General features: G+C 70.7%; 24 protein-coding genes, 2 tRNA genes and 1 pseudogene. 21 read left to right on the top strand and 6 right to left on the bottom strand.

The genetic code is table 11. The features are described from left to right. The first annotated feature begins 60 nt into the window (after positions 1-60). Both OHB13_RS05220 and OHB13_RS05215 read left to right on the top strand, forming a co-directional pair. Positions 61-1,074, top strand: a complete 1,014-nt coding sequence (locus OHB13_RS05220; RefSeq protein ID WP_328375939.1) for a LacI family DNA-binding transcriptional regulator — start codon at positions 61-63, stop codon at positions 1,072-1,074. A gap of 115 nt (positions 1,075-1,189) precedes the next feature. Next, positions 1,190-1,348 carry a hypothetical protein gene (locus tag OHB13_RS05215; protein ID WP_266858889.1) on the top strand — a complete coding sequence of 53 codons (159 nt, stop codon included), beginning with the start codon at positions 1,190-1,192 and terminating at the stop codon, positions 1,346-1,348. A gap of 9 nt (positions 1,349-1,357) precedes the next feature. On the opposite strand, the gene OHB13_RS05210 is transcribed toward OHB13_RS05215, so the two are convergent. Beyond that, on the bottom strand, positions 1,358-1,915 hold the full coding sequence (locus OHB13_RS05210; RefSeq protein WP_266858891.1) for a CGNR zinc finger domain-containing protein: 558 nt from the start codon (positions 1,913-1,915) through the stop codon (positions 1,358-1,360). A 201-nt stretch (positions 1,916-2,116) separates the two neighbouring features. Beyond that, entirely contained in the window at positions 2,117-2,530 is a 414-nt protein-coding gene (locus OHB13_RS05205; RefSeq protein ID WP_003959770.1) for an SsgA family sporulation/cell division regulator, read from the bottom strand. A gap of 211 nt (positions 2,531-2,741) precedes the next feature. Between OHB13_RS05205 and OHB13_RS05200 the strand changes: the two are divergent. From OHB13_RS05200 to OHB13_RS05190, 3 genes and pseudogenes are all read left to right on the top strand, one after another. Continuing rightward, a pseudogene (locus OHB13_RS05200) lies at positions 2,742-3,207 on the top strand (TIGR02611 family protein). A gap of 72 nt (positions 3,208-3,279) precedes the next feature. Continuing rightward, a tRNA-Val gene (locus OHB13_RS05195) sits at positions 3,280-3,351 on the top strand. Positions 3,352-3,622: 271 nt separating this feature from the next. Next, positions 3,623-3,694: transfer RNA gene (locus OHB13_RS05190), tRNA-Val, on the top strand. Positions 3,695-3,790: 96 nt separating this feature from the next. On the opposite strand, the gene OHB13_RS05185 is transcribed toward OHB13_RS05190, so the two are convergent. Then, positions 3,791-4,516: a 3'-5' exonuclease gene (locus tag OHB13_RS05185; RefSeq protein WP_266858895.1), complete on the bottom strand. Its 726-nt coding sequence runs from the start codon at positions 4,514-4,516 to the stop codon at positions 3,791-3,793. Positions 4,517-4,698: 182 nt separating this feature from the next. On the opposite strand from OHB13_RS05185, the gene OHB13_RS05180 reads away from it, so the two are divergent. The 3 genes from OHB13_RS05180 to thrS all read left to right on the top strand — a co-directional run bounded on the left by OHB13_RS05180 (position 4,699) and on the right by thrS (position 8,597). Beyond that, positions 4,699-5,265, top strand: coding sequence for a DUF4365 domain-containing protein (locus tag OHB13_RS05180; RefSeq protein WP_266858897.1), 567 nt, complete (start codon positions 4,699-4,701; stop codon positions 5,263-5,265). Next, positions 5,265-6,536 (top strand): hypothetical protein, encoded by a 1,272-nt coding sequence (locus OHB13_RS05175; RefSeq protein WP_328375937.1) that lies wholly within the window; start codon positions 5,265-5,267, stop codon positions 6,534-6,536. The genes OHB13_RS05180 and OHB13_RS05175 overlap by 1 nt, the downstream gene beginning before the upstream one ends. 84 nt (positions 6,537-6,620) lie before the next feature. Further along, positions 6,621-8,597 carry a threonine--tRNA ligase gene (gene thrS / locus OHB13_RS05170; RefSeq protein WP_266858900.1) on the top strand — a complete coding sequence of 659 codons (1,977 nt, stop codon included), beginning with the start codon at positions 6,621-6,623 and terminating at the stop codon, positions 8,595-8,597. A gap of 29 nt (positions 8,598-8,626) precedes the next feature. Here the strand turns inward: thrS and OHB13_RS05165 are convergent, their stop codons facing one another. Then, complete coding sequence (locus OHB13_RS05165; RefSeq protein ID WP_266858902.1) at positions 8,627-9,292, bottom strand: potassium channel family protein; 666 nt, start codon at positions 9,290-9,292, stop codon at positions 8,627-8,629. 67 nt (positions 9,293-9,359) lie between these two features. Here OHB13_RS05165 and OHB13_RS05160 point away from each other — a divergent pair, with 67 nt between their 5' ends. Next, entirely contained in the window at positions 9,360-9,917 is a 558-nt protein-coding gene (locus tag OHB13_RS05160; RefSeq protein ID WP_266858903.1) for an HIT family protein, read from the top strand. A 96-nt stretch (positions 9,918-10,013) separates the two neighbouring features. Here the strand turns inward: OHB13_RS05160 and OHB13_RS05155 are convergent, their stop codons facing one another. Both OHB13_RS05155 and OHB13_RS05150 read right to left on the bottom strand, forming a co-directional pair. Beyond that, positions 10,014-11,669 (bottom strand): hypothetical protein, encoded by a 1,656-nt coding sequence (locus OHB13_RS05155; RefSeq protein ID WP_266858904.1) that lies wholly within the window; start codon positions 11,667-11,669, stop codon positions 10,014-10,016. Positions 11,670-11,894: 225 nt separating this feature from the next. Further along, on the bottom strand, positions 11,895-14,120 hold the full coding sequence (locus OHB13_RS05150) for an elongation factor G-like protein EF-G2 (protein WP_266858906.1): 2,226 nt from the start codon (positions 14,118-14,120) through the stop codon (positions 11,895-11,897). A 272-nt stretch (positions 14,121-14,392) separates the two neighbouring features. Between OHB13_RS05150 and pgsA the strand changes: the two genes are divergently transcribed. The 12 genes from pgsA (at position 14,393) to secD (ending at position 25,300) form a co-directional block, all read left to right on the top strand. Continuing rightward, positions 14,393-15,067 (top strand): phosphatidylinositol phosphate synthase, encoded by a 675-nt coding sequence (gene pgsA, locus OHB13_RS05145; RefSeq protein WP_328375934.1) that lies wholly within the window; start codon positions 14,393-14,395, stop codon positions 15,065-15,067. Next, positions 15,064-15,966 carry a phosphatidylinositol mannoside acyltransferase gene (locus tag OHB13_RS05140; RefSeq protein WP_328375932.1) on the top strand — a complete coding sequence of 301 codons (903 nt, stop codon included), beginning with the start codon at positions 15,064-15,066 and terminating at the stop codon, positions 15,964-15,966. Before pgsA ends, OHB13_RS05140 begins: the two co-directional genes overlap by 4 nt. Further along, positions 15,963-17,123 carry a glycosyltransferase family 4 protein gene (locus OHB13_RS05135; protein WP_266858912.1) on the top strand — a complete coding sequence of 387 codons (1,161 nt, stop codon included), beginning with the start codon at positions 15,963-15,965 and terminating at the stop codon, positions 17,121-17,123. The genes OHB13_RS05140 and OHB13_RS05135 overlap by 4 nt, the downstream gene beginning before the upstream one ends. A gap of 130 nt (positions 17,124-17,253) precedes the next feature. Continuing rightward, entirely contained in the window at positions 17,254-17,802 is a 549-nt protein-coding gene (locus OHB13_RS05130; protein WP_266858914.1) for a hypothetical protein, read from the top strand. 222 nt (positions 17,803-18,024) lie between these two features. Further along, positions 18,025-18,873 carry a pyridoxal 5'-phosphate synthase lyase subunit PdxS gene (pdxS, locus tag OHB13_RS05125; RefSeq protein WP_405755776.1) on the top strand — a complete coding sequence of 283 codons (849 nt, stop codon included), beginning with the start codon at positions 18,025-18,027 and terminating at the stop codon, positions 18,871-18,873. Beyond that, positions 18,873-19,463, top strand: a complete 591-nt coding sequence (gene pdxT, locus OHB13_RS05120) for a pyridoxal 5'-phosphate synthase glutaminase subunit PdxT (protein WP_328375930.1) — start codon at positions 18,873-18,875, stop codon at positions 19,461-19,463. The genes pdxS and pdxT overlap by 1 nt, the downstream gene beginning before the upstream one ends. 62 nt (positions 19,464-19,525) lie before the next feature. After that, positions 19,526-20,278: a YebC/PmpR family DNA-binding transcriptional regulator gene (locus OHB13_RS05115; RefSeq protein WP_266858920.1), complete on the top strand. Its 753-nt coding sequence runs from the start codon at positions 19,526-19,528 to the stop codon at positions 20,276-20,278. Between the two features lie 230 nt (positions 20,279-20,508). Next, positions 20,509-21,042: a crossover junction endodeoxyribonuclease RuvC gene (gene ruvC, locus OHB13_RS05110; protein ID WP_266858922.1), complete on the top strand. Its 534-nt coding sequence runs from the start codon at positions 20,509-20,511 to the stop codon at positions 21,040-21,042. Further along, complete coding sequence (gene ruvA, locus OHB13_RS05105; RefSeq protein WP_266858924.1) at positions 21,039-21,659, top strand: Holliday junction branch migration protein RuvA; 621 nt, start codon at positions 21,039-21,041, stop codon at positions 21,657-21,659. Before ruvC ends, ruvA begins: the two co-directional genes overlap by 4 nt. Positions 21,660-21,672: 13 nt before the next feature. Then, positions 21,673-22,764 (top strand): Holliday junction branch migration DNA helicase RuvB, encoded by a 1,092-nt coding sequence (gene ruvB, locus OHB13_RS05100; protein WP_266858925.1) that lies wholly within the window; start codon positions 21,673-21,675, stop codon positions 22,762-22,764. A gap of 166 nt (positions 22,765-22,930) precedes the next feature. After that, complete coding sequence (gene yajC, locus OHB13_RS05095) at positions 22,931-23,422, top strand: preprotein translocase subunit YajC (protein WP_328375928.1); 492 nt, start codon at positions 22,931-22,933, stop codon at positions 23,420-23,422. Positions 23,423-23,572: 150 nt separating this feature from the next. Then, a complete protein-coding gene (gene secD / locus OHB13_RS05090; protein WP_266858927.1) occupies positions 23,573-25,300 on the top strand; it encodes a protein translocase subunit SecD in 1,728 nt (575 codons plus the stop codon).

Genomic DNA, 25,300 nt, shown 5'->3' with positions numbered 1-25,300 from the left:
GCGGGCCGGACATCTCCCGGGTCGGCCCGGACACAGCCAGGTACAGCAGGTGGGACAGACGTGGCAGGCATCAAGGACGTGGCCAGACGTGCGGGCGTCTCGGTCGGCACCGTGTCCAATGTCATCAACCGGCCGGCCTCCGTCTCGCCGGAGACCCGCGCCCGGGTACAGGCGGCCATCGCTGAACTCGGCTATGTACGGAGCGAGTCGGCCAGACAGCTGAGGGCGGGCAGCAGCAGGATCGTGGCGCTGCTCGTGCTCGACATGGGCAACCCGTTCTTCGTGGACATCGCCCGCGGGGCCGAACGGGCCGCCCGCGGTGCCGGGCTCGGCGTCATGGTCTGCAACAGCGACCAGAGCGCGGCCGAGGAGGCCGCCTACCTGTCGCTCTTCGCCGAGCAGCGGGTGCTGGGGGTGCTGGTCACCCCGGCCGACCCCACCGGGAAGAGCCTGGAGGACTTCGGCCGGCACGGCATCCCCTCCGTCCTGGTCGACCGGGTGGCGTCCGGCGCCACCTCCTGCGCGGTCTCGGTGGACGACGTCCACGGCGGCACCCTGGCCGTACGCCATCTCGTCGCCGCCGGGCACCGGTCGATCGCCTTCGTCACCGGGCCGCCGGAGCTGCGCCAGATCCAGGACCGCAGGAAGGGCGCGCTGGCCGCGCTCCACGAGGCGGGGCTCCCGTCCGAGGCCCTGGTGGAGATCTCCACGGGCCGGCTGGACGTGGCGGCGGGCCGGGACGCCGGTGCCCGACTGGTCGGCCTCGTGCCGCGGCCGACCGCCGTCTTCTGCGTGAACGACCTGCTGGCGCTCGGCGTGCTCCAGTCGCTGTACGCCGCGGGCGTCAAGGTGCCGCAGGACATGGCCATCGTCGGCTACGACGACATCGAGTTCGCCGCGGCGGCCGCCGTACCGCTGACGTCGGTACGCCAGCCCGCGGTGCTGATGGGACGGATGGCGGCCGAACTCCTCCTGGAGGAGGCCGGATACGCGGGCGACGGCGAGCATCTGCACCGCGGTGTCATGCTCCAGCCCGAGCTGGTCGTCCGGGCGTCCAGCATTCTGCCGCACTGACGTCCGTCCGGCGCACGGACGGCCGGGCGTGCTGTCACGGGATTCAGCGAACTGGCCATCGATATATGCGTGTTGACCGGCGGAAACGGCACCGCTGCGTCATCATCGGCCCGAGATGCCGGATACCTGCCGGGACGATGTTGCCGTCCCCACCCCTGCCCCCGAGCCGCGTGGCTGCCTCTTCGCGCTCTCCCAGCCACCCCTGATGATCTTCCTCGGGGTGATCTGCTGTCTGCTGCTCATGGCGGCCGTGCACGATCTGTTCCTGCTGTGAGGGCGGACGTCAGCCCGCGGCCGCCTTCCGTCTGGCGCGGTAGGCGGCGACATGCAGCCGGTTGCCGCAGGTGCGGCTGTCGCAGTACCGGCGGGAGCGATTGCGTGAGAGATCGACGAAGGCGTGTCCGCAGTCCGGGGCCTCGCAGCGGCGCAGCCGCTCCTGCTCGCCCGCGACGACGATGAAGGCGAGCGCCATCCCGCCGTCGGCCGCCAGGTGGTCGGCGACGGAGGCGCCGGGCGCGAAGTAGTGCACATGCCAGTCGTAACCGTCGTGGTCGGTGAGCTGCGGAGTCGTGCCCGCGGACGCGACGAGCCGGTTGACGAGCGCTGCCGCGGCATGGGGGCCGGGGGCGGCGAACACCTCGGCGAACTGCCGGCGCACCCCGATCACGGCCCGCCGGTCGTCCTCGCCGAGCTGTCCCACGCCGCTCAGGTCGTAGTCGCGCACGAAGGCGTACAGCCCCTCGATGTCGGCGAGCGGGTCGGCGTCCGCACCCTCCGGCGCGGTGTTCACCAGACTGACCACCACGTTGAGGGCGATCCGGGTGTCGTGGGGAATCAGCACGATGCACTCCCTGGCCTGCGACGGGCCGGCGCCCGCCGATGCTGGCCGACTCTAGTGCCTCGCCGCTCCCGCCCCGGACGCACCGGGGCGCCGTCCCCGCGGTGGATTCCGCGGGGGCGGCGCCCGGCTTCTGGCGTATGTCGTTGTCTGCGCGGTGCCGTCGCCCCGAGTCGGACGGCGCCGGGCCTCTCGCAGCCTGGCTCAGCTTTCGGCCAGAATGTGCGAGAGCTCGGTGTCGAGATCGAAGTGACGGTGTTCCGTGCCGGGTGGCACGGCGGCGTCGGTCCGCTTGAGGAACGACTCCAGGGCCCTCGCAGGGGCTTCGAGCAGGGCTTCTCCTTCCGGGGAGCTCAGGGCGATACAGACCACGCCCTGACCGTGACTGCGCGACGGCCAGACTCGGACGTCGCCGGTGCCGGTGGGCCTGTGCAGACCCTCTGCGAGGAGATCGCGGGCGAAGACCCACTCCACGGTCTCCTCGGCTCCGGTGTGGAAGGTGGCATGCACGGCATACGGATCGGCCGTGTCATACCGCAGGCCCGCGGGTACAGGCAGTGATGACTCGCTCGACACAACGAGGCGCAGGTGCAGCTCGCAGCTGACCGTGGTGTTCATAAGCGCCAGGGCCTTTCGCTCAGTGTGCGCTCGGGGATTCGCACGTCGGCGAAATCGACATGCCACCTACGGTGCCGTTGTAAACCCCTCTGACCGATTTGTGGCTCTTAAGGTCGCCTGTACGGCGGAGTGTGACTTTGTCCGGTTACGGCAAATGGGTGACGCCCGGCGCGGCGGCTCCGGAGGTGGCCGGTCCAGTAAGTTGGGGGACATGAATGCGGAGAGTGACGGGCGGGGTGGGATCGCCACGGTGGACTCCGGGGGAGACGGAACGGGCGTGAGTGGCGCGGAGGCGCCCTCGGAGCGCGTGCCCGGGTCCCGGGGCCCCGGCCTTCGTCAGGAAGTCCAGGGCGCTGCGTCTGGGCTGGCAGGTGGGCGTCTTCCTGGTGGGGCTCGCCGTGGTGGCCGCGGGCGTCGTCATGCTGCCGCTGCCGGGGCCCGGCTGGCTGGTGATCTTCGGTGGCATGGCGGTCTGGGCGACCGAGTTCGTCTGGGCGCAGCTGGTGCTCCGCTGGACCAGGCGGAAGGTGGCCGGGGCGGCGCGCAAGGCACTCGACCCCCGGGTCCGGCGACGGAACCTGATCCTGCTGACGGCCGGGCTGGTGATCGTCGCCGTACTGCTCGCGATCTACGTCAGGCAGTTCGGGGTCGTGATGCCGTGGAAGATCCGCGAGTGACCGAAGATCCACGAGTGGTTCCGGGGTGGTCCGGAACGGCCCGGGCCATGCGGTAATGTTTTCCCTGCGCCCGGGCGATTAGCTCAGTGGGAGAGCGCTTCGTTCACACCGAAGAGGTCACTGGTTCGAACCCAGTATCGCCCACCGTCCGGTTCCGATGGCCCGGAGGCTTTCCAGCCTCCGGGCCATCGGCGTTCCGCCGTGACGCAGGCCGTTGGTCATTCCCGCCGCGCTCTTACCGGCTGTTCTCCTTAAAACGATTCACCCCGTGTCGGGGCTCCTGCGTGTTCCTGTGTGAACCACGGAGACCGGTGCGCGCCGAGCCGGTTCGGGGTGCTGCTCCGGGCCGGCGGCCGTGCCCGCCGCAATAGTTTGAACCAGGACCGGCGGGCCCTGTATGGTTCAGTCCGTTCCCGGGCGATTAGCTCAGTGGGAGAGCGCTTCGTTCACACCGAAGAGGTCACTGGTTCGAACCCAGTATCGCCCACCGGGTCAGGCCGGTCCGCCACCGCGGACCGGCCTTTCTGTATGCCGCACCCGTGTGCTGCGCCTGCCGTACGCCGGTTCGTTCCGTGCCGTACGGTCAGGCCGCCACGGACAGTTCGGGGCGCAGCGGCCACGACGGATCCACGGTCTCCGGTGTGCCCTGCCGGGCGAACCAGGCCTGTAGTCCGCGCGCCTGCGCCGCATGCCACGTCGTCTGCAACGTGTGCAGCTCACCGGGCGTCAGCCGCTCAAGACGCCCCGCGAACCGGCGCCCTATCGCCCGTACGAGCTCCAGTGAGGCCAGTGCGTCCGCGGCCGCGTCGTGGGCGCCGTCCAGCACTACCTCGTACTGCTGGCAGAGGTCCGTCAGGGTGCGGTGGCCCTTGCGGTAGCGGTCCAGGTGTTTGTCCAGGACACGCGGGTCCAGGACCCGCAGTGGTGACTCCCCGAGGTACCGGCCGAGCGAGGATGCGCGGTGGCGCCTCAACTCCCGGTCGAGCAGAGTCAGATCGAAGGGCGCGTTCATGACCACCAGCGGCCGGCCCGCCGCGCACTGCTCGGCCAGCGCCCTGGCTATCTCCGCCACCACGGGCGACGGCCAGCGGCCGTTGCGCTGGAGATGGAGATCGGTCAGACCATGGATCTCGGTGGCACCCGCGGGAACCGGGATACCAGGATTCACCAGCCAGCGGGTGGTGCGCGGCCGCCCTCCCGCGGCGTCCTGCACGACCAGCGCGGCGGACACGATGCGGTCGTCCTCGACGTCCACGCCCGTCGTTTCGGTGTCAAAAGCTGCCAGGGGTCCTTCGAACCAGCACGGCATGTCCCAACTCCTCGCACTCACTTGGCAGATGGCGTGCGACATCTGCCCGATTCGGTGATACCCGGCTGTTTGCGACATACGCCGACCGGAGACAACACAGGTGACGGGCGAGGACATTGACGGCCCGTCGCCGGAAATGGACCGGCCCGGTATCGGCACAGTCCGGAAGGCACACCACAGCCATGGCGCTCACGCAGCCCGAACGGGGCCCCCTGGTGCCCGAGCGGCTCGCGCCGCTGCGCGGTTCGCTCGCCACCACCGCCTGTATGGAGACCTTTCAGGTGGGATATCTGCACGCGGTCGCGGCCGCTTCGGGATGTTCGCTGTCCCAGCCCTTTCCGGACAACGGGATCGACTGGCACGTGAGCCACGGAGCTCCGGACCACACCGTGGACGACGAAGTGACCATCAAGGTGCAGCTGAAATGCACCTACCAGATCGCCCCGAACCCGCCCGGCGCGGCCTTCTCCTTCACGCTCGACAACGCCCATCTCGTGAAGCTCGCCCGTACGCCGGTCTCGGTGCACAAGATCCTCGTCGTGATGCTGGTGCCGCGGACCCGGGACGACTGGCTGCGGGCCGGTCACGACCGGCTCGATCTGCGGCACTGCTGTTACTGGACCAACTTGGCAGGCCACCCGGTGACGGGCCGGCACAGGACCACCGTGCGGATCCCGACCTCGCGGATATTCGACGACCGAGCACTCTGCGAGATCATGACCCGTGTCGGGGCCGGAGGGAGACCCTGATGCAGCACCGCCCGCTCGACGAACCCGTACGTCCCCACCCGGTCGAAGGACCGGGGGTCCGGGACGGCGGCGAGGGCCCCGACCCCGCGCGGGTCGACCCCGCGGTACTCGGCGCGCTGCTCGGCCGGCACGGCTGGCTCCGCCGCGGCGGAGCCGCCGGACGCTATGCCCGCTGGACGCCCCCCGGCCCCGCAGACCGGGGTACGAGCGTCCTCGTCCCCGAGAGCCGCTCCTTTCCCGACAGCGACGACCTGCTGGCCGAGGCGCTCACCGCACTCACCCGCTGCGCCGCGCCGTCGGCCCGCGAGGTGCTGGTCGCGCTCACCGTGCCGAGCGACGAGGTCCGCTGGTCGCGGGAGACCGCCGACGACCTCTCCGGGGTGGCCCCATGGACCGTCCAGGAGCAACTGCGCTCGGCCGCACGCCAGATGCTCACGGCGGGCGCACTGGCGGCGGCCCGGAGCGCCGGGTACCACGGCGCCCGCCACCGCAGGCAGGCCGATGCCGCGCTGGACGGGGTGCTGGCGGGTCCTGCCCCGGACGGGCGCGGGCTCACCGCCTTCGTCCCCGTGGAGCCGGGCCGGGCCGTCGTGGTCCGGCTGCACCACGCGCTGCACGCGGCCAGGGAGGCGGTGGACTACCAGCGGGCGACCGGCGGGATGGACGCGTTCGACGCCGCGGTCCGCGCCGGGGTGAGCCGCGAGCTGACCGAGGCGGTCGTCGCGCTCGTACGGGGCACCGAAGGGGTGTCGGTCGCGCTGGCCTGGGCCCCGGCGGCCGGGGTGCCCGAGGGGTGTGCGGCCAGGCCGGAACCGGTCGCGTTCTCGCCCGGTGACCTTCCCGCGCTGCGGGCGGCCGGCGCCCGCTATCTGCGCTCGGAGCCCTCCCTGCCTGTCCGGGTCACGGGCGCCGTCGTACGGATGCGCCGCTCGGCGCCGGGCGGTCCCGGCACGGTCCGGCTGCGGGTGCTGGCCGGCGCCGAGGTCCCGTACGTACGGATGGTGCTCGACGAGGAGGCGTACCGGATCGCAGGCCACGCGCATCTGGTCGGGCTGCCGGTCAGGGTGCAGGGCAGGCTGGAGAGCCGCAGCGGGTTCCGCCGGCTGACCGGCGCCGAAGGGGTGGTCCCCGTCCAGGTGGACGAGGTGGAGCGGGACCGGCTGATGAAGGCGCTCCAGGAGAACCTCGACTTCTTCGAGGAGGCCTGCGCGGGGGAGCGGGCGGAGGACGCGGAGGAGGCCGGGGGAGGGCCCGGGAGCGAGGGCCCCTAACCGTTTCGCAAACCACGCCCCGGTCTCGGTACGATTCAGGCGCGCCGGGCTCCACCGGCGCACCCCCTGAGTCAGGAGAGACCGGTGTCAGACGTCCGTGTGGTCATCCATCGCGATTCCGAGCGGGAAGAGCGCGTGGTGACGACGGGCACTACGGCAGCCGAGCTCTTCCCCGGCGAGCGCACCGTCGTCGCGGCCCGGGTGGCAGGTGAGCTGAAGGACCTGGCCTACGCGTTGGCCGACGGCGACGAGATCGAGCCCGTCGTGATCTCGTCCGAGGACGGCCTCAACATCCTGCGCCACTCCACCGCGCATGTGATGGCACAGGCCGTGCAGGAGCTCTTCCCCGACGCGAAGCTCGGCATCGGCCCGCCGGTCAAGGACGGCTTCTACTACGACTTCGACGTCGAGCGGCCGTTCACCCCCGAGGATCTCAAGGCCATCGAGAAGAAGATGCAGGAGATCCAGAAGCGCGGGCAGCGCTTCTCACGGCGTGTGGTGACCGACGACGACGCCCGCGCCGAGCTGGCATCCGAGCCGTACAAGCTGGAACTCATCGGGATCAAGGGCTCCGCTTCGGCGGACGACGGGGCGGATGTCGAGGTGGGCGGCGGCGAGCTGACCATCTACGACAACCTCGACCCGAAGACCGGTGACCTCTGCTGGAAGGACCTCTGCCGCGGTCCGCACCTGCCCACCACCCGGTTCATCCCCGCCTTCAAGCTGATGCGGAACGCCGCCGCGTACTGGCGCGGCAGCGAGAAGAACCCGATGCTGCAGCGCATCTACGGCACCGCCTGGCCCACCAAGGACGAGCTCAAGGCGCACCTGGAGTTCCTGGAGGAGGCCGCCAAGCGGGACCACCGCAAGCTCGGCAACGAGCTGGACCTCTTCTCGTTCCCGGACGAGATCGGCCCCGGCCTCGCGGTCTTCCACCCCAAGGGCGGCATCATCCGCCGCGCCATGGAGGACTACTCGCGCAAGCGGCACGAGGAGGAGGGCTACGAGTTCGTCTACTCGCCGCACGCCACCAAGGGCAAGCTCTTCGAGAAGTCCGGCCACCTGGACTGGTACGCGGACGGCATGTACCCGCCCATGCAGCTCGACGACGGGGTGGACTACTACCTCAAGCCGATGAACTGCCCGATGCACAACCTGATCTTCGATGCGCGCGGCCGCTCCTACCGTGAACTGCCGCTGCGTCTCTTCGAGTTCGGCACGGTGTACCGGTACGAGAAGTCGGGTGTCGTGCACGGCCTGACCCGCTCGCGCGGCTTCACCCAGGACGACGCGCACATCTACTGCACCAAGGAGCAGATGGCGGACGAGCTGGACAGGACGCTCACCTTCGTCCTGAACCTGCTGCGCGACTACGGCCTGACCGACTTCTACCTGGAGCTGTCCACCAAGGACCCGGAGAAGTTCGTCGGCTCGGACGAGGTCTGGGAAGAGGCCACCGAGACGCTCCGCCAGGTGGCCGAGAAGCAGGGCCTGCCGCTGGTCCCGGACCCGGGCGGCGCCGCGTTCTACGGGCCGAAGATCTCCGTTCAGTGCAAGGACGCCATCGGGCGCACCTGGCAGATGTCGACCGTCCAGCTCGACTTCAACCTGCCGGAGCGCTTCGACCTGGAGTACACGGGACCCGACGGCACCAAGCAGCGCCCGGTGATGATCCACCGCGCCCTGTTCGGTTCCATCGAGCGCTTCTTCGCGGTGCTCCTGGAGCACTACGCGGGCGCGTTCCCGGTCTGGCTGGCGCCTGTCCAGGCGGTCGGCATCCCGATCGGCGACGCGCACATCCCGTACCTCCAGGAGTTCGCCGCCACGGCGCGCAAGCAGGGGCTGCGGGTCGAGGTGGACGCCTCGTCGGACCGGATGCAGAAGAAGATCCGCAACCAGCAGCGCGCCAAGGTGCCCTTCATGATCATCGCGGGCGACGAGGACATGGCCAACGGCGCCGTCTCCTTCCGGTACCGCGACGGATCGCAGGAGAACGGCATCCCGGTGGACGACGCCATCGCCAAGATCGCGCAGGCCGTCGCGGACCGCGTACAGGTCTGATCCGCCCGGCCGGTGAGGCCCCCGGAGAGTCAGCTCTCCGGGGGCCTCTCCTCGTCGTCCCGTCGGAAGGTCTGCAACAGCCAGGACGAGAAGGATCCCGTCACGGCGCCCAGCAGGGCGATGCCGCACGCCATCATGGCCACCGCGATCACCCGTCCCAGTGGCGTCACGGGGGTCACGTCGCCGTAGCCGACCGTCGAGAGCGTCGCGGCGGCCCACCACACGGCGTCGCCGAAGGTACGGATGGTGGCGCCCGGCGCCGAGCGCTCACAGCTGTAGACGGCGAGCGACCCGGCGAAAGCGAGCAGTACGGCCGAGAGTCCCGCATACGCGATCACCCGGGCCTGCAGATTCAGCCGCGGCTGCTCCCTCTTCTGCTGCACCGCGTTGTAGAGCGGCACGATCCGCAGCAGCCGCAGCAGCGGAAGGATGACCGCCAGTGTGTCCATCCGGTGCCGGTGCGGGAAGCGCAGCCGCTCACCGCTCAGGACGAGCCGTACCGCGTAGTCCAGTACGAAGACCAGCCAGACCGCCAGGGCCACGGCGAGTGCGGTGTCCCGCAGCAGAGGATCAGCGCCCCGCGCCAGCACCCGGACCGCATAACAGGCGAGGAAGAGCAGCGCGGCCGCGAAGAGCGGAATCTCCGTGCGCTCCTCCCAGCGGCGCAGCCGCTCGCCGGGAATCAGGACGTCCATCCGCCCAGCATCGCCGGGACCGCCGTCGCCCGCGCCCCGGCGACACGTCGCGAACGGGGGAAGTCATATGCTGCACAGCATGACGAGTGAGCCGGAGCAGCAGATCGGAGTGGGGACGCAGGACGCGTTCCAGCGCCTGTGGACCCCCCACCGGATGGCGTACATCCAGGGGGAGAACAAGCCGAGCGGGCCGGGCTCGGACGACGACTGTCCGTTCTGCTCGATCCCGTCGAAGTCCGACGAGGACGGCCTTGTCGTGGCGCGCGGCCGGCATGTGTACGCGGTGCTCAACCTCTACCCGTACAACGGCGGACACCTGATGGTCGTGCCATTCCGCCATGTCGCCGACTACACGGAGCTGGATGCGGCCGAGACGGCCGAGCTGGCCGAGCTGACCAAGCGGGCGATGACGGCGCTGCGGACGGCTTCCGGTGCGCACGGCTTCAACATCGGTATGAACCAGGGGGAGTCGGCGGGGGCCGGCATCGCGGCCCATCTGCACCAGCACGTGGTGCCGCGCTGGGGTGGCGACACCAACTTCATGCCGGTCGTCGGACACACCAAGGTGCTGCCGCAGCTGCTGGCCGACACCCGTACGATGCTGGCCGCGGCCTGGCCGGTCTGAGCGGCCGGTATGTGGTGACGGGGGCGTAGCCCGGCACATGGACGGAGGCAGGGCCCCGGCGGGTGCCGGGGCCCTTGCGTTTCCGGGGGCGTGGTGTCAGGCGTCGTAGACGTCGGCCTGGCGCGGTGTCGGGTCCTGCACCAGTCCGCTGAGGACCATCGAGCGATTGGTGAAGGAGTCGGTGTTCACGCCGTGCTCGTCGAGCACCCGCATGGCCGCCGTGTGCACGGCGCGCAGTACCGGAGTGGCCGCCCGCATCGCGTCGTCCGCCATGAAGCGGTGCCGCCAGGGCTTGTCGGCCCAGGCGTGCCGCATCCCGAACGGCTCGGGCAGCGTGATCTTCCCGCCGCAGAAGTCGAGGACGGGCGGGAACCAGGTCAGCGGGGCCCGCGCGGCCAGTCGCACCACCTCGGGGGTCTCCACCAGCGGCAGGTTCACCTCCCGCGTCTCCCAGAACTTGACCGCCTTGTTGACCTCCTTGGTCTTGGCCGCAGGCTTGGTGGTGAAGAGCGAGTGCACCGGGCCGAGCGCATGGCCGGTGACCTCGATCCGCAGCGTCTCGTGGAGCACCGTCACCGTGATCATCATGGTGATCACCAGCTGTCCGTCCCAGAGAGTGAACTGCACGCCCAGATAGTGGCGGTTGCCGCTGCCGAACTGCTGCTCGTTGCAGATCCGCTGTATCTCGTGGCCCTTGATCTGGAAGGCCTCCACGTCCTCCCCGTCGGGCCGGCTGACCTCGCTCGCGTTCTCACCGACGGGTGCCACGATCCAGTGCTTCACGGACGGGGTGGGGAAGCCGCCGGTGTGCAGCGGGCCGCGCTCCAGCATCCGCAGCCGGTCGTGGATGGCCCGGATGACGTCCCAGCTGCGGAAGCCGTGGATCTCGGTGCCCGCCTCGCGGGGGACGAGCTCCTCGGCGAGCTGCCAGCTGCCCCAGCGGGTGCCCATGCCGAGTATCCCCTTGGGGCCCGCGTAGAACACCGAGTTGGACTGCTGCTCGGCCGTCAGCTTGGCCAGGGACTGGCGCAGCTGCTCGGCTGCGGTCTCGGTTGGGTTGCGCGGTACGGCCTCGGGGATCTTCGGCCCGATGCCGCCGCCGGACAGCAGACTCTCCCAGCGGGACCGCAGGTCAACGGCCGTCTTCTCGCAGATCCGCTTGGCCCACACCCAGCCGATGACCGGCGCGACCATCATGAGCCGCAGATACAGCGCCCCGATGCCGCCGAACGGCAGCTTGACGAGGAAGAGCACCACGAGTGCGCCGACAGCCACAAGCAGCGCGGTGCCCAGGGCTCCCATGCTGCGGTTCCGGGATCCGGACAGGGTGCGCCGCAGCTGGAAGACGCCGAGCCAGATCAGCAGCCCGGGGAGGAACACGAGTCCGAAGAGGGCCATCACGATGGTCAGCCTGGTGTCGCGCTCCTTACGGATACGGGTCGCCGCCAGGCAGTGTTCGACCACCGTCTGGGGCTCGGTACCGAAGGACTGGATGAGCGCCTTCCGGGTGCCACCGAGCATCCGCACCTGGACGGCGCGGGAGAAGGACTCGCCCAGATTCGGCTCGAAGAGCGAGAACTTGCCCTTCTTCACCACTGTCTTGTGCCACTCGCTGTTGGCTTTGAGTATGTCCTCGACCGAACTGTCCCGGTAGGCCGCCGACGCGAGGGCGTGGGTCGCGGCGGTCTGGCCCGCTGCTCCCTGGAGCGGAACCTGTGCCCCGGGAATGAAATCGAATCCGTCGTTCGCCACCGCTGCCCCCATCGCCGCACCCAACCGCTGCTGCGGCTGTTCCCAACTACCGTGCCCCGCACACCTGCTGCGCCGGACCCGGGCAGTCCCGCGCCTTCCGTCCGGGCCGTGACCTCAGCGTATCCGTGGTGCTCCCCGCGCGTCACGGGACGCCGGAAGGCTGTCCGGCGCAGGGCGGTGCGCGGCCGGATACCGCTCAGCCGCACGGCTGTTGGCCGCAACCCGCTACGAACCGGTGTACGCCTGATCGCGCACCCGGTCGGCCACCTGCGGGGGCATCGGCTCATGGCGTACGTACGAGCGTGTGAACCGCCCGGTGCCGTGCGAGAGCGACCGCAGATCGACGGCGTACCGCCCGATCTCGATCTCCGGGACCTCGGCCCGGACCAGGGTGCGGCCCGGCACCGTCTGCTCGGTGCCCACCACCCGGCCGCGCCGCCCGGAGAGATCGCTGATCACCGGGCCCACGAAGTCGTCGGGCACCAGCACCCGGACCGAGATCACGGGCTCCAGGAGATGGATCGGGGCCCGGTCCGCCGCCTCCCGCAGGGCCAGCGCGCCCGCCGTCTGGAACGCCGCGTCCGAGGAGTCCACGGAGTGGGCCTTGCCGTCCCGGAGGGTGATACGGACGTCGACCAGCGGGTGCCCGGCCGCGACGCCCCGGGCCGCCTGCGCGCGTACGCCCTTCTCGACGGACGGGATGAACTGGCGGGGCACCGAACCGCCGACGACCCGGTCGACGAACTCGATCCCCGATCCGGAGGGCAGCGGGGCGACCTCGATCGCGCAGATCGCGAACTGGCCGTGGCCGCCGGACTGTTTGACGTGCCTGCCGCGCCCCTCGGCCGGTCCGCCGAACGTCTCGCGCAGCGACACCCGGTACGGCTCGGCGTCCACCCGGACCCCGTATCTGCCCTGCAGCCGCTCCAGCGCCACGTCCCGCTGCGCCTCGCCGAGACACCAGAGCACCAGCTGGTGGGTGTCCGGGTTCTGCTCCAGACGCATGGTCGGATCCTCGGTGACCAGCCGGGTGAGCCCCAGCGAGAGCTTGTCCTCGTCCGCCTTGCCATGGGCGGCGACGGCGAGCGGGAGCAGCGGCTCCGGCAGCGTCCACGCCTCCATCACCATCGGGTCGTCCTTGCCGGACAGCGTGTCGCCGGTCTCCGCGCGGCTCAGCCCCGCGACGCAGGCGATGTCTCCCGCGATGCACTCGTGCAGCGGGCTCTGCCGTCGTCCGAAGGGTGCCGAGAGCGCGCCGACGCGTTCGTCCGTGTCACGGTCGTCGCCGCCGTCCAGGCCGGCGCGGCCGTGGCCCGGCTGGCTGTGCCCGGCCACATGCACCGTCTCGTCGGGCCGCAGGGTCCCGGAGAAGACCCGTACGAGGGAGAGCCGGCCCACATAGGGATCGGATGCCGTCTTGATCACCTCGGCGACCAGCGGCCCGCACGGGTCGCAGCTCGCCGCGGCGTGCGGGGCGCCCTCCGGGGTGGTGACCGCCGGGGCCTCCCGCTCGGGCGGTGCGGGGAAGCCGCGGGTGATCAGTTCGAGCAGTTCGACGGTGCCGAGCCCCTGCCGTCCGCCGGACACCGCGGGCGCGGCGGCGAGCACCGGGTGGAAGACACCGCGGGCGACCGCCCGCTCCAGATCCGCGATCACCGTCCCGACGTCGATCTCCTCGCCGCCGAGATAGCGGTCCATCAGGGTCTCGTCCTCGCTCTCGGCGATGATCCCCTCGATCAGCCGGTTGCGGGCCTCCTCCATCGGCGGCAGCTCGGCCTCGCCGGGCTCGCTCTCCGTACGCTCTCCCGAGGCGTAACCGGACAGCCGCCGGGTGAGCAGCCCGGCAAGCCCGGTCACCGGGACGTGCCCGTCCGGCCCCGGCGATCCGTACAGCGGGAGGTACAGGGGGAGCACCGCGTCGGGGTCGTCGCCGCCGAAGATCCGGCCGCACAGCCGGGTCAGTTCCGCGTAGCCGGTGCGGGCCGTGTCCAGATGGGTGACCACGATGGCCCGCGGCATCCCGACGGCCGCGCACTCCTCCCAGACGGCGCGCGTCGCGCCGTCGACGCTGTCCGCGTCCTGGGCGGCCGACACGACGAACAGGGCGGCGTCCGCAGCGCGCAGACCGGCCCGCAGCTCGCCGACGAAATCGGCGTAACCAGGTGTGTCGAGCAGATTGATCTTGATGCCGTCCCACTCGACGGGGACGAGCGAGAGCTGGACCGACCGCTGCCTGCGCTGTTCGATCTCGTCGTAGTCGGAGACGGTCTGGCCGTCCTCCACGCGGCCGGCCCGGGTGACCGCTCCTGCGGTCAGCGCCAGGGCCTCGACCAGCGTGGTCTTGCCGGATCCGCTGTGGCCGACCAGGACCACGTTCCGTACGGAAGCGGGCCGGCCGGCCGTCGTCACTCTGCCGGCGGCCCCGGGGTGTGTGCTCGCCTTGTCGCCCATGAGTGTGCCTCCCGTGTGATGAGGGACGTTGCACGGTGAGAAACGGAGCGGACACAGGGCCGGGAAGCGTGGCGGCACCGGTGACGCCCGCGGTCATTCGAGCTTTCCACTCGGGCCGCGGCGCGTCCATACGTGCGGCTCCGGCGTCTGCCCGGCCCCCGCCCGTCACCCGCCGCGACAGGGCCCGGCGGTGGAGGTCCGCGGTCCTGGCTACGATGGGCCCGCCGGGTGGCCAATGGGGCCGCGCGGCTCACCAACCCCCCGGGAAGGCCATGCTGAACAAGTACGCGCGTGCATTCTTTACGCGTGTCCTCACGCCGTTCGCCTCGTTTCTGCTCCGGATCGGGGTCAGCCCCGACGCGGTGACGCTGACCGGTACGGCCGGGGTGATGGCGGGTGCGCTGGTCTTCTTCCCCAGGGGAGAGTTCTTCTGGGGCACGATCGTCATCACGCTCTTCGTCTTCTCCGACCTCGTCGACGGCAACATGGCGCGCCAGGCCGGGATTTCGAGCCGCTGGGGGGCCTTCCTCGACTCGACCCTCGACCGGGTCGCGGACGGGGCGATCTTCTCCGGGCTCGCCCTCTGGTACGCGGGCACCGGTGACAACAACATGCTGTGCGCGGTCGCCCTCTTCTGCCTCGCGAGCGGCCAGGTGGTCTCGTACACCAAGGCCCGCGGCGAGTCGATCGGGCTGCCGGTCGCGGTGAACGGGCTGATCGAGCGGGCCGAGCGGCTGGTCATCTCGCTCGTCGCCGCCGGTTTGGCCGGGCTGCACAAGTTCGGGGTGCCCGGGATCCAGATCCTGCTGCCGATCGCGCTGTGGATCGTGGCGGTGGGCAGCCTGATCACCCTGGTGCAGCGGGTGGTCACCGTACGCAGGGAGTCCGCGGAGGCCGATGCCGCGGCAGCTGCCGCGGCATCCGCGCACGGCGGCGAGGCGGTATGAGGGAGCGAGTGACGGACGCCCTGTACGGACTCGGCTGGGGCGCGGTCAAGAAGCTGCCCGAACCGGTCGCCACGGGGCTGGGCAGGCGTATCGCGGACACGGTCTGGAAGCGGCGCGGCAAGAGCGTGCTGCGGCTCGAATCCAACCTGTCCAGGGTGGTGCCCGGCGCCGGCGCCGACCGGCTGGCCGAGCTGTCCCGGGCCGGGATGCGCTCGTACATGCGGTACTGGATGGAGTCCTTCCGGCTGCCCGCGTGGAGCGCCGACCGGGTCCGCAATGGCTTCGACGTCGACGATATCCACCATCTGACGGACTGCCTGGCCGCCGGGAAGGGCGTCATACTCGCCCTTCCGCACATGGGCAATTACGACCTCGCGGGCGCCTGGGTCACCACGAAGCTGGGGGTGCCGTTCACCACGGTCGCCGAGCGGCTCAAGCCCGAGACCCTCTACGACCGGTTCGTCGCCTACCGCGAGGGCCTGGGCATGGAGGTCCTGCCGCACACCGGCGGCTCCGCTTTCGGCACGCTGGCCAGGCGGCTGCGGGACGGCGGTCTGGTCTGCCTGGTCGCCGACCGCGACCTCTCCGCATCGGGCGTCGAGGTCCAGTTCTTCGGCGAGGCGACCCGGATGCCCGCGGGCCCCGCGCTGCTCGCCCAGCAGACCGGAGCGCTGCTGCTGCCCGTCACGCTCTGGTACGACGGTTCGCCGGTGATGCGCGGCCGTGTCCATCCCCCGGTGGACGTACCCGCCTCGGGTACGCGCCCCGAGAAGACCTCGGTGATGGCGCAGGCGCTCGCCGACGCCTTCGCCACCGGAATCGCCGAGCACCCGGAGGACTGGCACATGCTCCAGCGCCTCTGGCTCGCCGACCTGGAGCCCCGTCAGGAGCCTTCGTGAAGATCGGCATCGTCTGCCCGTACTCCTGGGACGTCCCGGGCGGGGTCCAGTTCCACATCAGGGACCTCGCCGAGCATCTGAACGGCCTCGGCCACCAGGTGTCGGTGCTGGCCCCGTCCGACGACGAGACACCCCTGCCGCCGTACGTGGTCTCAGCGGGCCGGGCCGTCCCCGTCCCGTACAACGGCTCGGTCGCCCGGCTCAACTTCGGCTTCCTGTCGGCGGCCCGGGTGCGGCGCTGGCTGCACGACGGCACCTTCGACGTGATCCACATCCATGAGCCCACCTCGCCGTCGCTCGGGCTGCTCACCTGCTGGGCCGCGCAGGGGCCGATCGTGGCGACCTTCCACACCTCCAACCCGCGCTCACGGGCGATGATCGCCGCGTACCCGATCCTGCAGCCCGCGCTGGAGAAGATCTCGGCCCGGATCGCGGTGAGTGAGTACGCGCGCCGGACCCTGGTCGAGCACCTGGGCGGCGACGCGGTGGTCATCCCCAACGGCGTCGACGTCGCATTCTTCGAGCGCGCCGAGCCCAAGCCCGAGTGGCAGGGGGCGACCATCGGGTTCATCGGGCGGATCGACGAGCCGCGCAAGGGGCTGCCGGTCCTGATGCGGGCGCTGCCGAAGATCCTCGCCGAGTGCCCGGACGCCCGGCTGCTGGTCGCGGGCCGGGGCGACGAGAAGGAAGCCGTCGCCACCCTGCCGAAGGAGATGCGGCAGCGGGTCGAGTTCCTCGGCATGGTCAGCGACGAGGACAAGGCCCGGCTGCTGCGCAGCGTCGACGTCTATGTCGCGCCGAACACCGGCGGCGAGAGCTTCGGGATCATCCTCGTCGAGGCGATGTCGGCCGGTGCGCCGGTGCTGGCGAGCGACCTCGACGCGTTCGCCCAGGTCCTGGACCAGGGCGCGGCCGGCGAGCTGTTCGCCAACGAGGACGCGGACGCGCTGGCCGCCTCCGCCGTGCGGCTGCTGGGCGACAGCGAGCGCCGGGAGGGGCTGCGCCGGCGGGGCAGCGCGCATGTGCGCCGCTTCGACTGGTCGACGGTCGGTGCGGACATCCTGGCGGTGTACGAGACGGTGACCGACGGCGCCGCGTCGGTCGACACCGACGAACGGGTCAGCCTGCGGGCCCGGTTCGGCCTGGCCAGGGACTGACAGGGCGCCACAGAGGGGCACTTGATGGTCCGGCAGGTCCGCTGGTGGCGCTGTGCCGCGGCCCGGGGGCGGCCCGGGGCGTCCGCCGCGGCGGACGCCGGCCCGCGCCGGACCGGTAGCCTTTCGGCCCGTGACCGTATCCCTGATCATCTGGATCGTCCTCGCTTTCGTCGCGGTCGGCCTCTACCTGAGCTGGACCGCAGGCCGGCTCGACCGGCTGCACGCGCGGATCGACGCCGCCCGCGCCGCCCTCGACGCCCAGCTGCTGCGCCGCGCGTCGGTCGCCCAGGAGCTGGCCACGTCCGGCGTCCTCGACCCCGCGGCCTCGATCGTCCTGTACGAGGCGGCGCACGCGGCCCGGCAGTCCGATGAGGAGCAGCGCGAGGTGGCCGAGAGCGAGCTCAGCCAGGCACTGCGGGCCGTATTCGGTGAGACGGCGCAGGTCGGGGCCGTACGCTCGGCGCCCGGCGGGGAGGAGGCGGCCGACGAGCTGGCCGCGGCCGTCAGGCGGGTGCCGATGGCCAGGCGCTTCCACAACGACGCGGTACGGGCCGCCCGCGCCCTGCGCACGCACCGCAAGGTCCGCTGGTTCCGGCTCGCGGGACACGCGCCGTTCCCGCTGGCGTTCGAGATGGACGACGAGCCGCCGGTGGCGCTGGCCGACCGGCCGGGCACCTGATCTCCTGAATCGCCGGGGCGTCTGCTGAATCGTCTGAATCGTCGGGGCTTCGAGAACGATCCACCGGCTGTTCATTGGCCCTTGCAGTGGACTGGTTCACAGGAGTTATCTCGGTGGAGCAAGAACCCTCTTCCCCGAGCGAGGTAGCCCGTGTCCAGTACGCACTCCACCACTTCCCCCGCCGAGACCCCGGCGACCGGCACCGCGCGCGTCAAGCGCGGCATGGCCGAGCAGCTCAAGGGCGGCGTGATCATGGATGTGGTCGACGCCGAGCAGGCGAAGATAGCCGAGGACGCGGGCGCCGTCGCCGTCATGGCGCTGGAGCGGGTCCCCGCCGACATCCGCAAGGACGGCGGAGTCGCCCGGATGTCCGACCCGAACATGATCGAAGAGATCATCTCGGCCGTCTCCATCCCGGTCATGGCCAAGTCGCGTATCGGCCACTTCGTCGAGGCCCAGGTGCTGCAGTCCCTCGGCGTCGACTACATCGACGAGTCCGAGGTGCTGACCCCGGCCGACGAGGTCAACCACAGCGACAAGTTCGCCTTCACGACGCCGTTCGTCTGCGGCGCCACCAACCTGGGCGAGGCCCTGCGCCGGATCGCCGAGGGCGCGGCCATGATCCGCTCCAAGGGCGAGGCCGGTACCGGCAACGTCGTCGAGGCCGTCCGTCACCTGCGCCAGATCAAGAACGAGATCGCCCGGCTGCGCGGCTACGACAACAACGAGCTGTACGCCGCGGCCAAGGACCTGCGCGCCCCGTACGAGCTGGTCAAGGAGGTCGCCGGGCTCGGCAAGCTGCCCGTCGTGCTCTTCTCGGCAGGCGGTGTCGCCACCCCCGCCGACGCGGCGCTGATGCGCCAGCTCGGCGCCGAGGGCGTCTTCGTCGGCTCCGGCATCTTCAAGTCCGGCGACCCGGCCAAGCGCGCAGCCGCCATCGTCAGGGCCACCACGTTCTTCGACGACCCGAAGGTCATCGCGGACGCCTCCCGCAACCTGGGCGAGGCCATGGTCGGCATCAACTGCGACACCCTTCCCGAGTCCGAGCGTTACGCGAACCGGGGCTGGTGATGGGCACTCCCGTCATCGGCGTCCTCGCTCTCCAGGGCGACGTGCGGGAGCACCTGGCCGCCCTGGGCGCCGCCGGCGCCCAGGCCGGTCCGGTCCGGCGTCCCGAGGAGCTGGACGAGCTCGACGGCCTGGTCATCCCGGGCGGCGAGTCCACCACGATGTCCAAGCTGGCCGCCCTGTTCGGCATGCTGGAGCCGCTGCGCGAGCGCATCGCGTCCGGGCTGCCGGTGTACGGGACGTGCGCCGGAATGATCATGCTCGCCGACAAGATCCTCGACCCCAGGTCGGGCCAGGAGACCTTCGGCGGGATCGAGATGATCGTCCGGCGCAACGCCTTCGGACGCCAGAACGAGTCCTTCGAGGCGGCCGTCGAGATCCCCGAGATCCCCGGCGGCCCCGTCGAGGGTGTCTTCATCCGGGCGCCCTGGGTCGAATCGGTGGGCGCCGGGGTCCAGGTCCTCGCGGAGCACGGCGGCCATATCGTCGCGGTGCGCCAGGGCCATGTCCTGGCCACGTCGTTCCACCCGGAGCTGACCGGCGACCACCGCGTACACCGGTACTTCGCGGACATGGTGCGCGACGCCCAGTGACCGGCGCCCGGTAGGATCTCTGGCGTTCGTCCAGGAAATGGTTACGCGAAGGAGACAGGCAGATGTCCGGCCACTCTAAATGGGCTACGACGAAGCACAAGAAGGCCGTGGTTGACGCCAAGCGCGGCAAGCTCTTCGCGAAGATGATCAAGAACATCGAGGTCGCGGCCCGCACGGGCGGCGCCGACGTGTCCGGCAACCCGACCCTCTTCGACGCCATCCAGAAGGCCAAGAAGAGCTCGGTGCCGAACAAGAACATCGACTCCGCGGTCAAGCGCGGTGCCGGTCTCGAAGCCGGTGGCGCCGACTACGAGACGATCATGTACGAGGGCTACGGACCGAACGGTGTCGCGGTGCTCATCGAGTGCCTCACCGACAACCGCAACCGTGCCGCGTCCGACGTGCGCGTCGCGATGACGCGCAACGGCGGCAACATGGCCGACCCCGGCTCCGTGTCGTACCTGTTCAACCGCAAGGGCGTCGTGGTCGTCCCCAAGGCCGAACTCACCGAGGACGACGTCCTGGGCGCGGTGCTCGACGCCGGCGCCGAGGAGGTCAACGACCTGGGCGAGTCCTTCGAGGTGCTCTCCGAGGCCACCGACATGGTCGCGGTCCGCACCGCGCTCCAGGAGGCGGGCATCGACTACGACTCGGCCGAGGCCAACTTCATGCCGACCATGCAGGTCGAGCTGGACGAAGAGGGCGCACGCAAGATCTTCAAGCTGATCGACGCGCTGGAGGACAGCGACGACGTGCAGAACGTCTTCGCCAACTTCGACGTATCGGACGAGGTCATGGAGAAGATCGACGCCTGACGGGCACTCAGCACCACGGGTACGTACGGACGGGCCGCCGGGGACACACCCCGCCGGCCCGTCCGTGTTCCCGGCGGACCCGGCGGACCCGGCTGCCCCGGCGGTCCCGGCGTTCTCGGTGTTGTCGGTGCCACCCGATAGCCTGCGACAACGCAGGAACACCTGGGCGAACGGCACCACCCGTTCCGCCAGGCACCGGACAGGCGATCGGGCATGAGGGAGGGGGCACCGTGCGGGTACTGGGCGTGGACCCGGGGCTGACGCGCTGCGGCGTCGGAGTCGTCGAGGGCGTGGCCGGCCGCCCGCTGACCATGCTCGGCGTGGGGGTCGTCCGGACGCCCGCCGACGCGGAGCTGGGGCAGCGGCTGGTCGCCATCGAGCGCGGCATCGAGGCGTGGCTGGACGAGCACCGGCCCGAAGTCGTCGCCGTGGAGCGGGTGTTCAGCCAGCACAACGTCAGTACGGTGATGGGCACCGCACAGGCCAGCGCGGTCGCGATGCTCTGTGCCTCACGCCGCGGCATCCCCGTAGCCCTGCACACCCCCAGCGAGGTCAAGGCCGCCGTCTCCGGCAGCGGCAGAGCCGACAAGGCCCAGGTCGGGGCGATGGTGACCCGGCTGCTCCGGCTCGACGCGCCTCCGAAACCGGCCGACGCCGCCGACGCCCTGGCGCTCGCCATCTGCCACATCTGGCGGGCCCCCGCCCAGAACAGGCTCCAGCAGGCCGTCGCCGCCCACCGCACCCTGAAAGGCCGTACCGCATGATCGCCTTCGTCTCCGGACCGGTGGCCGCCCTGGCCCCGACCACCGCCGTCATCGAGGTCGGCGGGATCGGCATGTCGGTCCAGTGCGCACCCAACACGCTGTCCGCCCTGCGCATCGGCCAGCAGGCCAAGCTCGCCACCTCCCTCGTGGTGCGGGAGGACTCCCTCACGCTCTACGGCTTCGCCGACGACGACGAACGCCAGACCTTCGAACTCCTCCAGACCGCGAGCGGCGTCGGCCCCCGGCTCGCCCAGGCCATGCTCGCCGTGCACTCGCCGGACGCCCTGCGGCTCGCCGTCTCCACCGGTGACGAGAAATCGCTCACCGCGGTACCGGGCATCGGCAAGAAGGGCGCCCAGAAGCTCCTCCTGGAGCTCAAGGACCGGCTCGGAGCCCCGCTCGGCACCGGCGGCGCGCACCTCGCAGCGCAGCGCACCGCATCCGGACCCGCGCCGTGGAGCGAGCAGCTGCACTCCGCGCTGGTCGGCCTCGGGTACGCGCCGCGTGACGCGGAGGAGGCCGTCGCCGCTGTCACTCCCCAGGCCGAGGCCGCCGCCGAGCCCAACGTCGGCGCGCTCCTCAAGGCCGCCCTGCAGACCCTCAACCGCGCCCGCTGATCGAGAGACCCGCATGCTGCCTCCTCAGAACGAGTGGGACGACACCGTCCCCGACACCGAAGAGCGCCTGGTGGGAGCCGACGCCGACGGTGAGGACCAGGCTGTCGAAGCCGCACTGCGCCCCAAGGACCTGGACGAGTTCGTGGGCCAGGAGAAGGTCAGACTCCAGCTCGACCTGGTCCTGCGGGCGGCCAGGCAGCGCGGCGCCACCGCCGACCATGTGCTGCTCTCCGGCGCCCCGGGCCTCGGCAAGACCACTCTTTCGATGATCATCGCGGCCGAGATGGGCGCTCCCATCCGGATCACGTCCGGCCCCGCGATCCAGCACGCCGGGGATCTGGCTGCGATCCTCTCGTCCCTCCAGGAGGGCGAGGTCCTCTTCCTGGACGAGATCCACCGGATGTCCAGGCCCGCCGAGGAAATGCTCTACATGGCGATGGAGGACTTCCGGGTCGACGTCATCGTCGGCAAGGGGCCAGGCGCCACCGCCATCCCGCTGGAGCTGCCGCCCTTCACCCTGGTCGGCGCCACCACCAGGGCGGGCCTGCTGCCGCCGCCGCTGCGCGACCGCTTCGGCTTCACCGGGCACATGGAGTTCTACGAACCGGCCGAGCTGGAGCGTGTCATCCACCGCTCGGCCCGGCTGCTCGACGTCGAGATCGGCGAGGACGGCGCAGGGGAGATCGCCGGACGCTCCCGCGGCACCCCCCGGATCGCCAACCGGCTGCTGCGCCGGGTCCGCGACTACGCCCAGGTGGAGGCCGACGGAGTGATCACCCGGGAGATCGCCCGTACGGCGCTCGCGGTGTACGAGGTTGACGCCCGCGGACTCGACCGGCTGGACCGTGCGGTGCTCCAGGCCCTGCTCAAGCTCTTCGGGGGCGGACCCGTGGGACTCTCCACACTCGCCGTCGCCGTGGGGGAGGAGCGCGAGACGGTCGAGGAGGTCGCCGAGCCGTTCCTGGTCCGCGAGGGGCTGCTGGCCCGGACCCCGCGCGGCCGGGTGGCCACACCGGCCGCCTGGGCGCACCTGGGACTCGTACCCCCGCAGGGTGGCGCGGGAGGCGCCGCGGGAAAGGGACAAGCGGGTCTGTTCGGGGCGTGAGAAGGCTCGGGGGTGCACGCTGCGGAACCCCGGTGCCATGCTGGGCGTTGTTCCATTGATGCGGACTCGCCTAGACTCCGCCGATGCCGCCCTTCCCGGACGGCATGCCCCGCCCCCGAAGATCAGGCCGCGATCCAGCGCGGTCGTGCGAAGGAAGTTCCCTCCCGTGAGTCTCGTGACCCTCCTCCCCTTCATCGTGCTCATCGGGGCCATGTTCCTGATGACCCGGTCCGCCAAGCGGAAGCAGCAGGCGGCTGCAACGATGCGCAATGAGATGCAGCCCGGCACCGGCGTCCGGACGATCGGGGGCATGTACGCCACCGTCAAGGAGATCAACGAGGACTCGGTTCTCCTGGAGATCGCGCCCGGCGTCCACGCCGTCTACGGCAAGAACGCGATCGGCGCGGTCCTGGACGACGCGGAGTACAACCGCATCGTCCACGGCGAGACCGCGATCGTCCCCGACGACGCCTCCTCGCTGACCGAGCTCGACGACGCCAAGGTCGACCTCGGCAAGCACGAGACGCCGTCCGCCGACGATGACGCCGCCTCCGACGAAGCCGAGGACGCCGACCAGGCCGAGGCCACCTCCGAGGACAAGGCCGACAAGGCGGACAAGGCCGAGAAGAAGAACGACGGCGAGGGCGAAGCGAAGTAGTACATCCGGGGACCGCCGGTGCTGCCCGATGGCAGCACCGGCGGTCCCCGAGACCGTGCACTGCTACAGCGGAGCAGGTCCCCCACATCACTTCGTGGCCGCTCACAGCGCATACCCGGCGCGGGCGGTAGGACAGGGAGAATCGACAAGGTGGCAGCACCGAACAAGGGCCGAAGGCAGACGGGAGCCCAGGGCAAGCCCGGGCGGTCCCTGGCCCTGATCCTGATCGCCATGGTTGCGCTCGTCGGCGGGATGTTCTGGGCGAAGCAGGTCACGCCACGTCTCGGCATCGACCTCGCGGGCGGTACGAGCATCACGCTCCAGGCCAAGCCCCAGCCGGGCAAGCCCAACGCGATCAACCAGAAGAACATGGACACCGCGGTCAGCATCATCGAGCGCCGTGTCAATGGACTCGGGGTCTCCGAGGCCGAGGTCCAGACGCAGGGCAAGGACCAGATCCTCGTCAACATCCCCAAGGGGACGAACGAGAAGCAGGCCAGGCAGCAGGTCGGTACCACCGCCCAGCTGTACTTCCGCCCTGTGGTGACGGTCGCTGCGGGCAAGCCCACGCCCGCCGGCAAGCCCTCCACCACGCCCTCCCCGAGCGCCTCGTCGAAGTCCAAGGCCACCGACAAGTCGTCCTCGTCGTCGAAGAAGTCGACCTCGTCCCCCCAGGGCCGTGCGGTGACCGACGCGCTGAAGGCCGGTCCCACGCCCAACCCGTCGACGCCTCCCCAGTCCAGCCCCACCCCGTCGACCGCCGATAGCGCGGCCGCCGCCAAGCTGGAGAAGAAGTTCGCCGCGCTCGACTGCTCCACCAAGGCCGGCCGTGCCAAGGCCGGCGGCGACAACGTCAAGCCCAGCGACCCGACCGTGGCGTGCAGCCAGTCCGGTGACGCGAAGTACATCCTCGACGCCGCAGCCGTGGACGGCACCGACGTCTCCGGCGCCAAGGCCGTCATCGACCAGCAGCAGGGTCAGTGGATCGTCCAGATGGACTTCACGAGCAAGGGCTCGAAGAAGTTCCAGGCGATCACCAGCAAGCTCTCGAAGCAGCAGTCCCCGCAGAACCAGTTCGCCATCGCGCTGGACGGCGCCGTCGTCTCGGCCCCCAGCGTGAGCCAGACGCTCAGCGGCAGCGCCCAGATCTCCGGCAGCTTCACCCAGCAGTCGGCCGAGGACCTCGGCAACGTGCTGTCCTACGGTGCGCTCCCGCTCTCCTTCAAGGAGGAGACGGTCACCACCGTGACCGCGGCGCTCGGCGGCGAGCAGCTCCAGGCGGGCATCATCGCCGGTGCGATCGGCCTCGCGCTGGTCATCATCTACCTGGTGGCCTACTACCGCGGCCTGTCGTTCATCGCGATCCTCAGCCTCCTGGTCTCCGCGATCCTCACGTACTCACTGATGTCGCTGCTCGGCAAGGGCATCGGCTTCGCACTCAACCTGCCCGCGGTGTGTGGTGCGATCGTTGCGATCGGCATCACCGCGGACTCGTTCATCGTCTACTTCGAACGCATCCGTGACGAGATCCGCGAGGGCCGCACGCTGCGGCCCGCCGTCGAGCGCGCCTGGCCGCGCGCCCGGCGCACCATCCTGGTCTCGGACTTCGTGTCCTTCCTCGCCGCCGCGGTGCTGTACATCGTGACGGTCGGCAAGGTGCAGGGCTTCGCGTTCACGCTGGGCCTGACCACGCTGCTCGACGTCGTCGTGGTCTTCCTCTTCACCAAGCCGGTGATGACGCTGCTGGCCCGCAAGAAGTTCTTCTACAGCGGCCACCCGTGGTCCGGACTCGACCCGAAGCGGCTCGGCGCCAAACCTCCGCTCCGCCGTTCGCGCCGTGCCGCCTCCTCCGCCCCCACCGACCCGAAGGAGGCGTGA

It is taken from the genome of Streptomyces sp. NBC_00440 (assembly GCF_036014215.1).
GTDB lineage: Bacteria > Actinomycetota > Actinomycetes > Streptomycetales > Streptomycetaceae > Streptomyces.
This window is presented reverse-complemented; position numbering and strand designations above follow the sequence as displayed.

Bases quoted from the DNA above. Each gene is read 5' to 3' on its own strand.
- OHB13_RS05215 (WP_266858889.1), top strand. From the start codon at position 1,190: ATGCCGGATACCTGCCGGGACGATGTTGCCGTCCCCACCCCTGCCCCC.
- OHB13_RS05205 (WP_003959770.1), bottom strand. From the start codon at position 2,530: ATGAACACCACGGTCAGCTGCGAGCTGCACCTGCGCCTCGTTGTGTCG.
- OHB13_RS05185 (WP_266858895.1), bottom strand. From the start codon at position 4,516: ATGCCGTGCTGGTTCGAAGGACCCCTGGCAGCTTTTGACACCGAAACG.
- OHB13_RS05180 (WP_266858897.1), top strand. From the start codon at position 4,699: ATGGCGCTCACGCAGCCCGAACGGGGCCCCCTGGTGCCCGAGCGGCTC.
- OHB13_RS05175 (WP_328375937.1), top strand. From the start codon at position 5,265: ATGCAGCACCGCCCGCTCGACGAACCCGTACGTCCCCACCCGGTCGAA.
- OHB13_RS05165 (WP_266858902.1), bottom strand. From the start codon at position 9,292: ATGGACGTCCTGATTCCCGGCGAGCGGCTGCGCCGCTGGGAGGAGCGC.
- OHB13_RS05160 (WP_266858903.1), top strand. From the start codon at position 9,360: ATGCTGCACAGCATGACGAGTGAGCCGGAGCAGCAGATCGGAGTGGGG.
- OHB13_RS05150 (WP_266858906.1), bottom strand. From the start codon at position 14,120: ATGGGCGACAAGGCGAGCACACACCCCGGGGCCGCCGGCAGAGTGACG.
- pgsA (WP_328375934.1), top strand. From the start codon at position 14,393: ATGCTGAACAAGTACGCGCGTGCATTCTTTACGCGTGTCCTCACGCCG.
- OHB13_RS05140 (WP_328375932.1), top strand. From the start codon at position 15,064: ATGAGGGAGCGAGTGACGGACGCCCTGTACGGACTCGGCTGGGGCGCG.
- pdxS (WP_405755776.1), top strand. From the start codon at position 18,025: ATGGCCGAGCAGCTCAAGGGCGGCGTGATCATGGATGTGGTCGACGCC.
- pdxT (WP_328375930.1), top strand. From the start codon at position 18,873: ATGGGCACTCCCGTCATCGGCGTCCTCGCTCTCCAGGGCGACGTGCGG.
- OHB13_RS05115 (WP_266858920.1), top strand. From the start codon at position 19,526: ATGTCCGGCCACTCTAAATGGGCTACGACGAAGCACAAGAAGGCCGTG.
- ruvA (WP_266858924.1), top strand. From the start codon at position 21,039: ATGATCGCCTTCGTCTCCGGACCGGTGGCCGCCCTGGCCCCGACCACC.
- ruvB (WP_266858925.1), top strand. From the start codon at position 21,673: ATGCTGCCTCCTCAGAACGAGTGGGACGACACCGTCCCCGACACCGAA.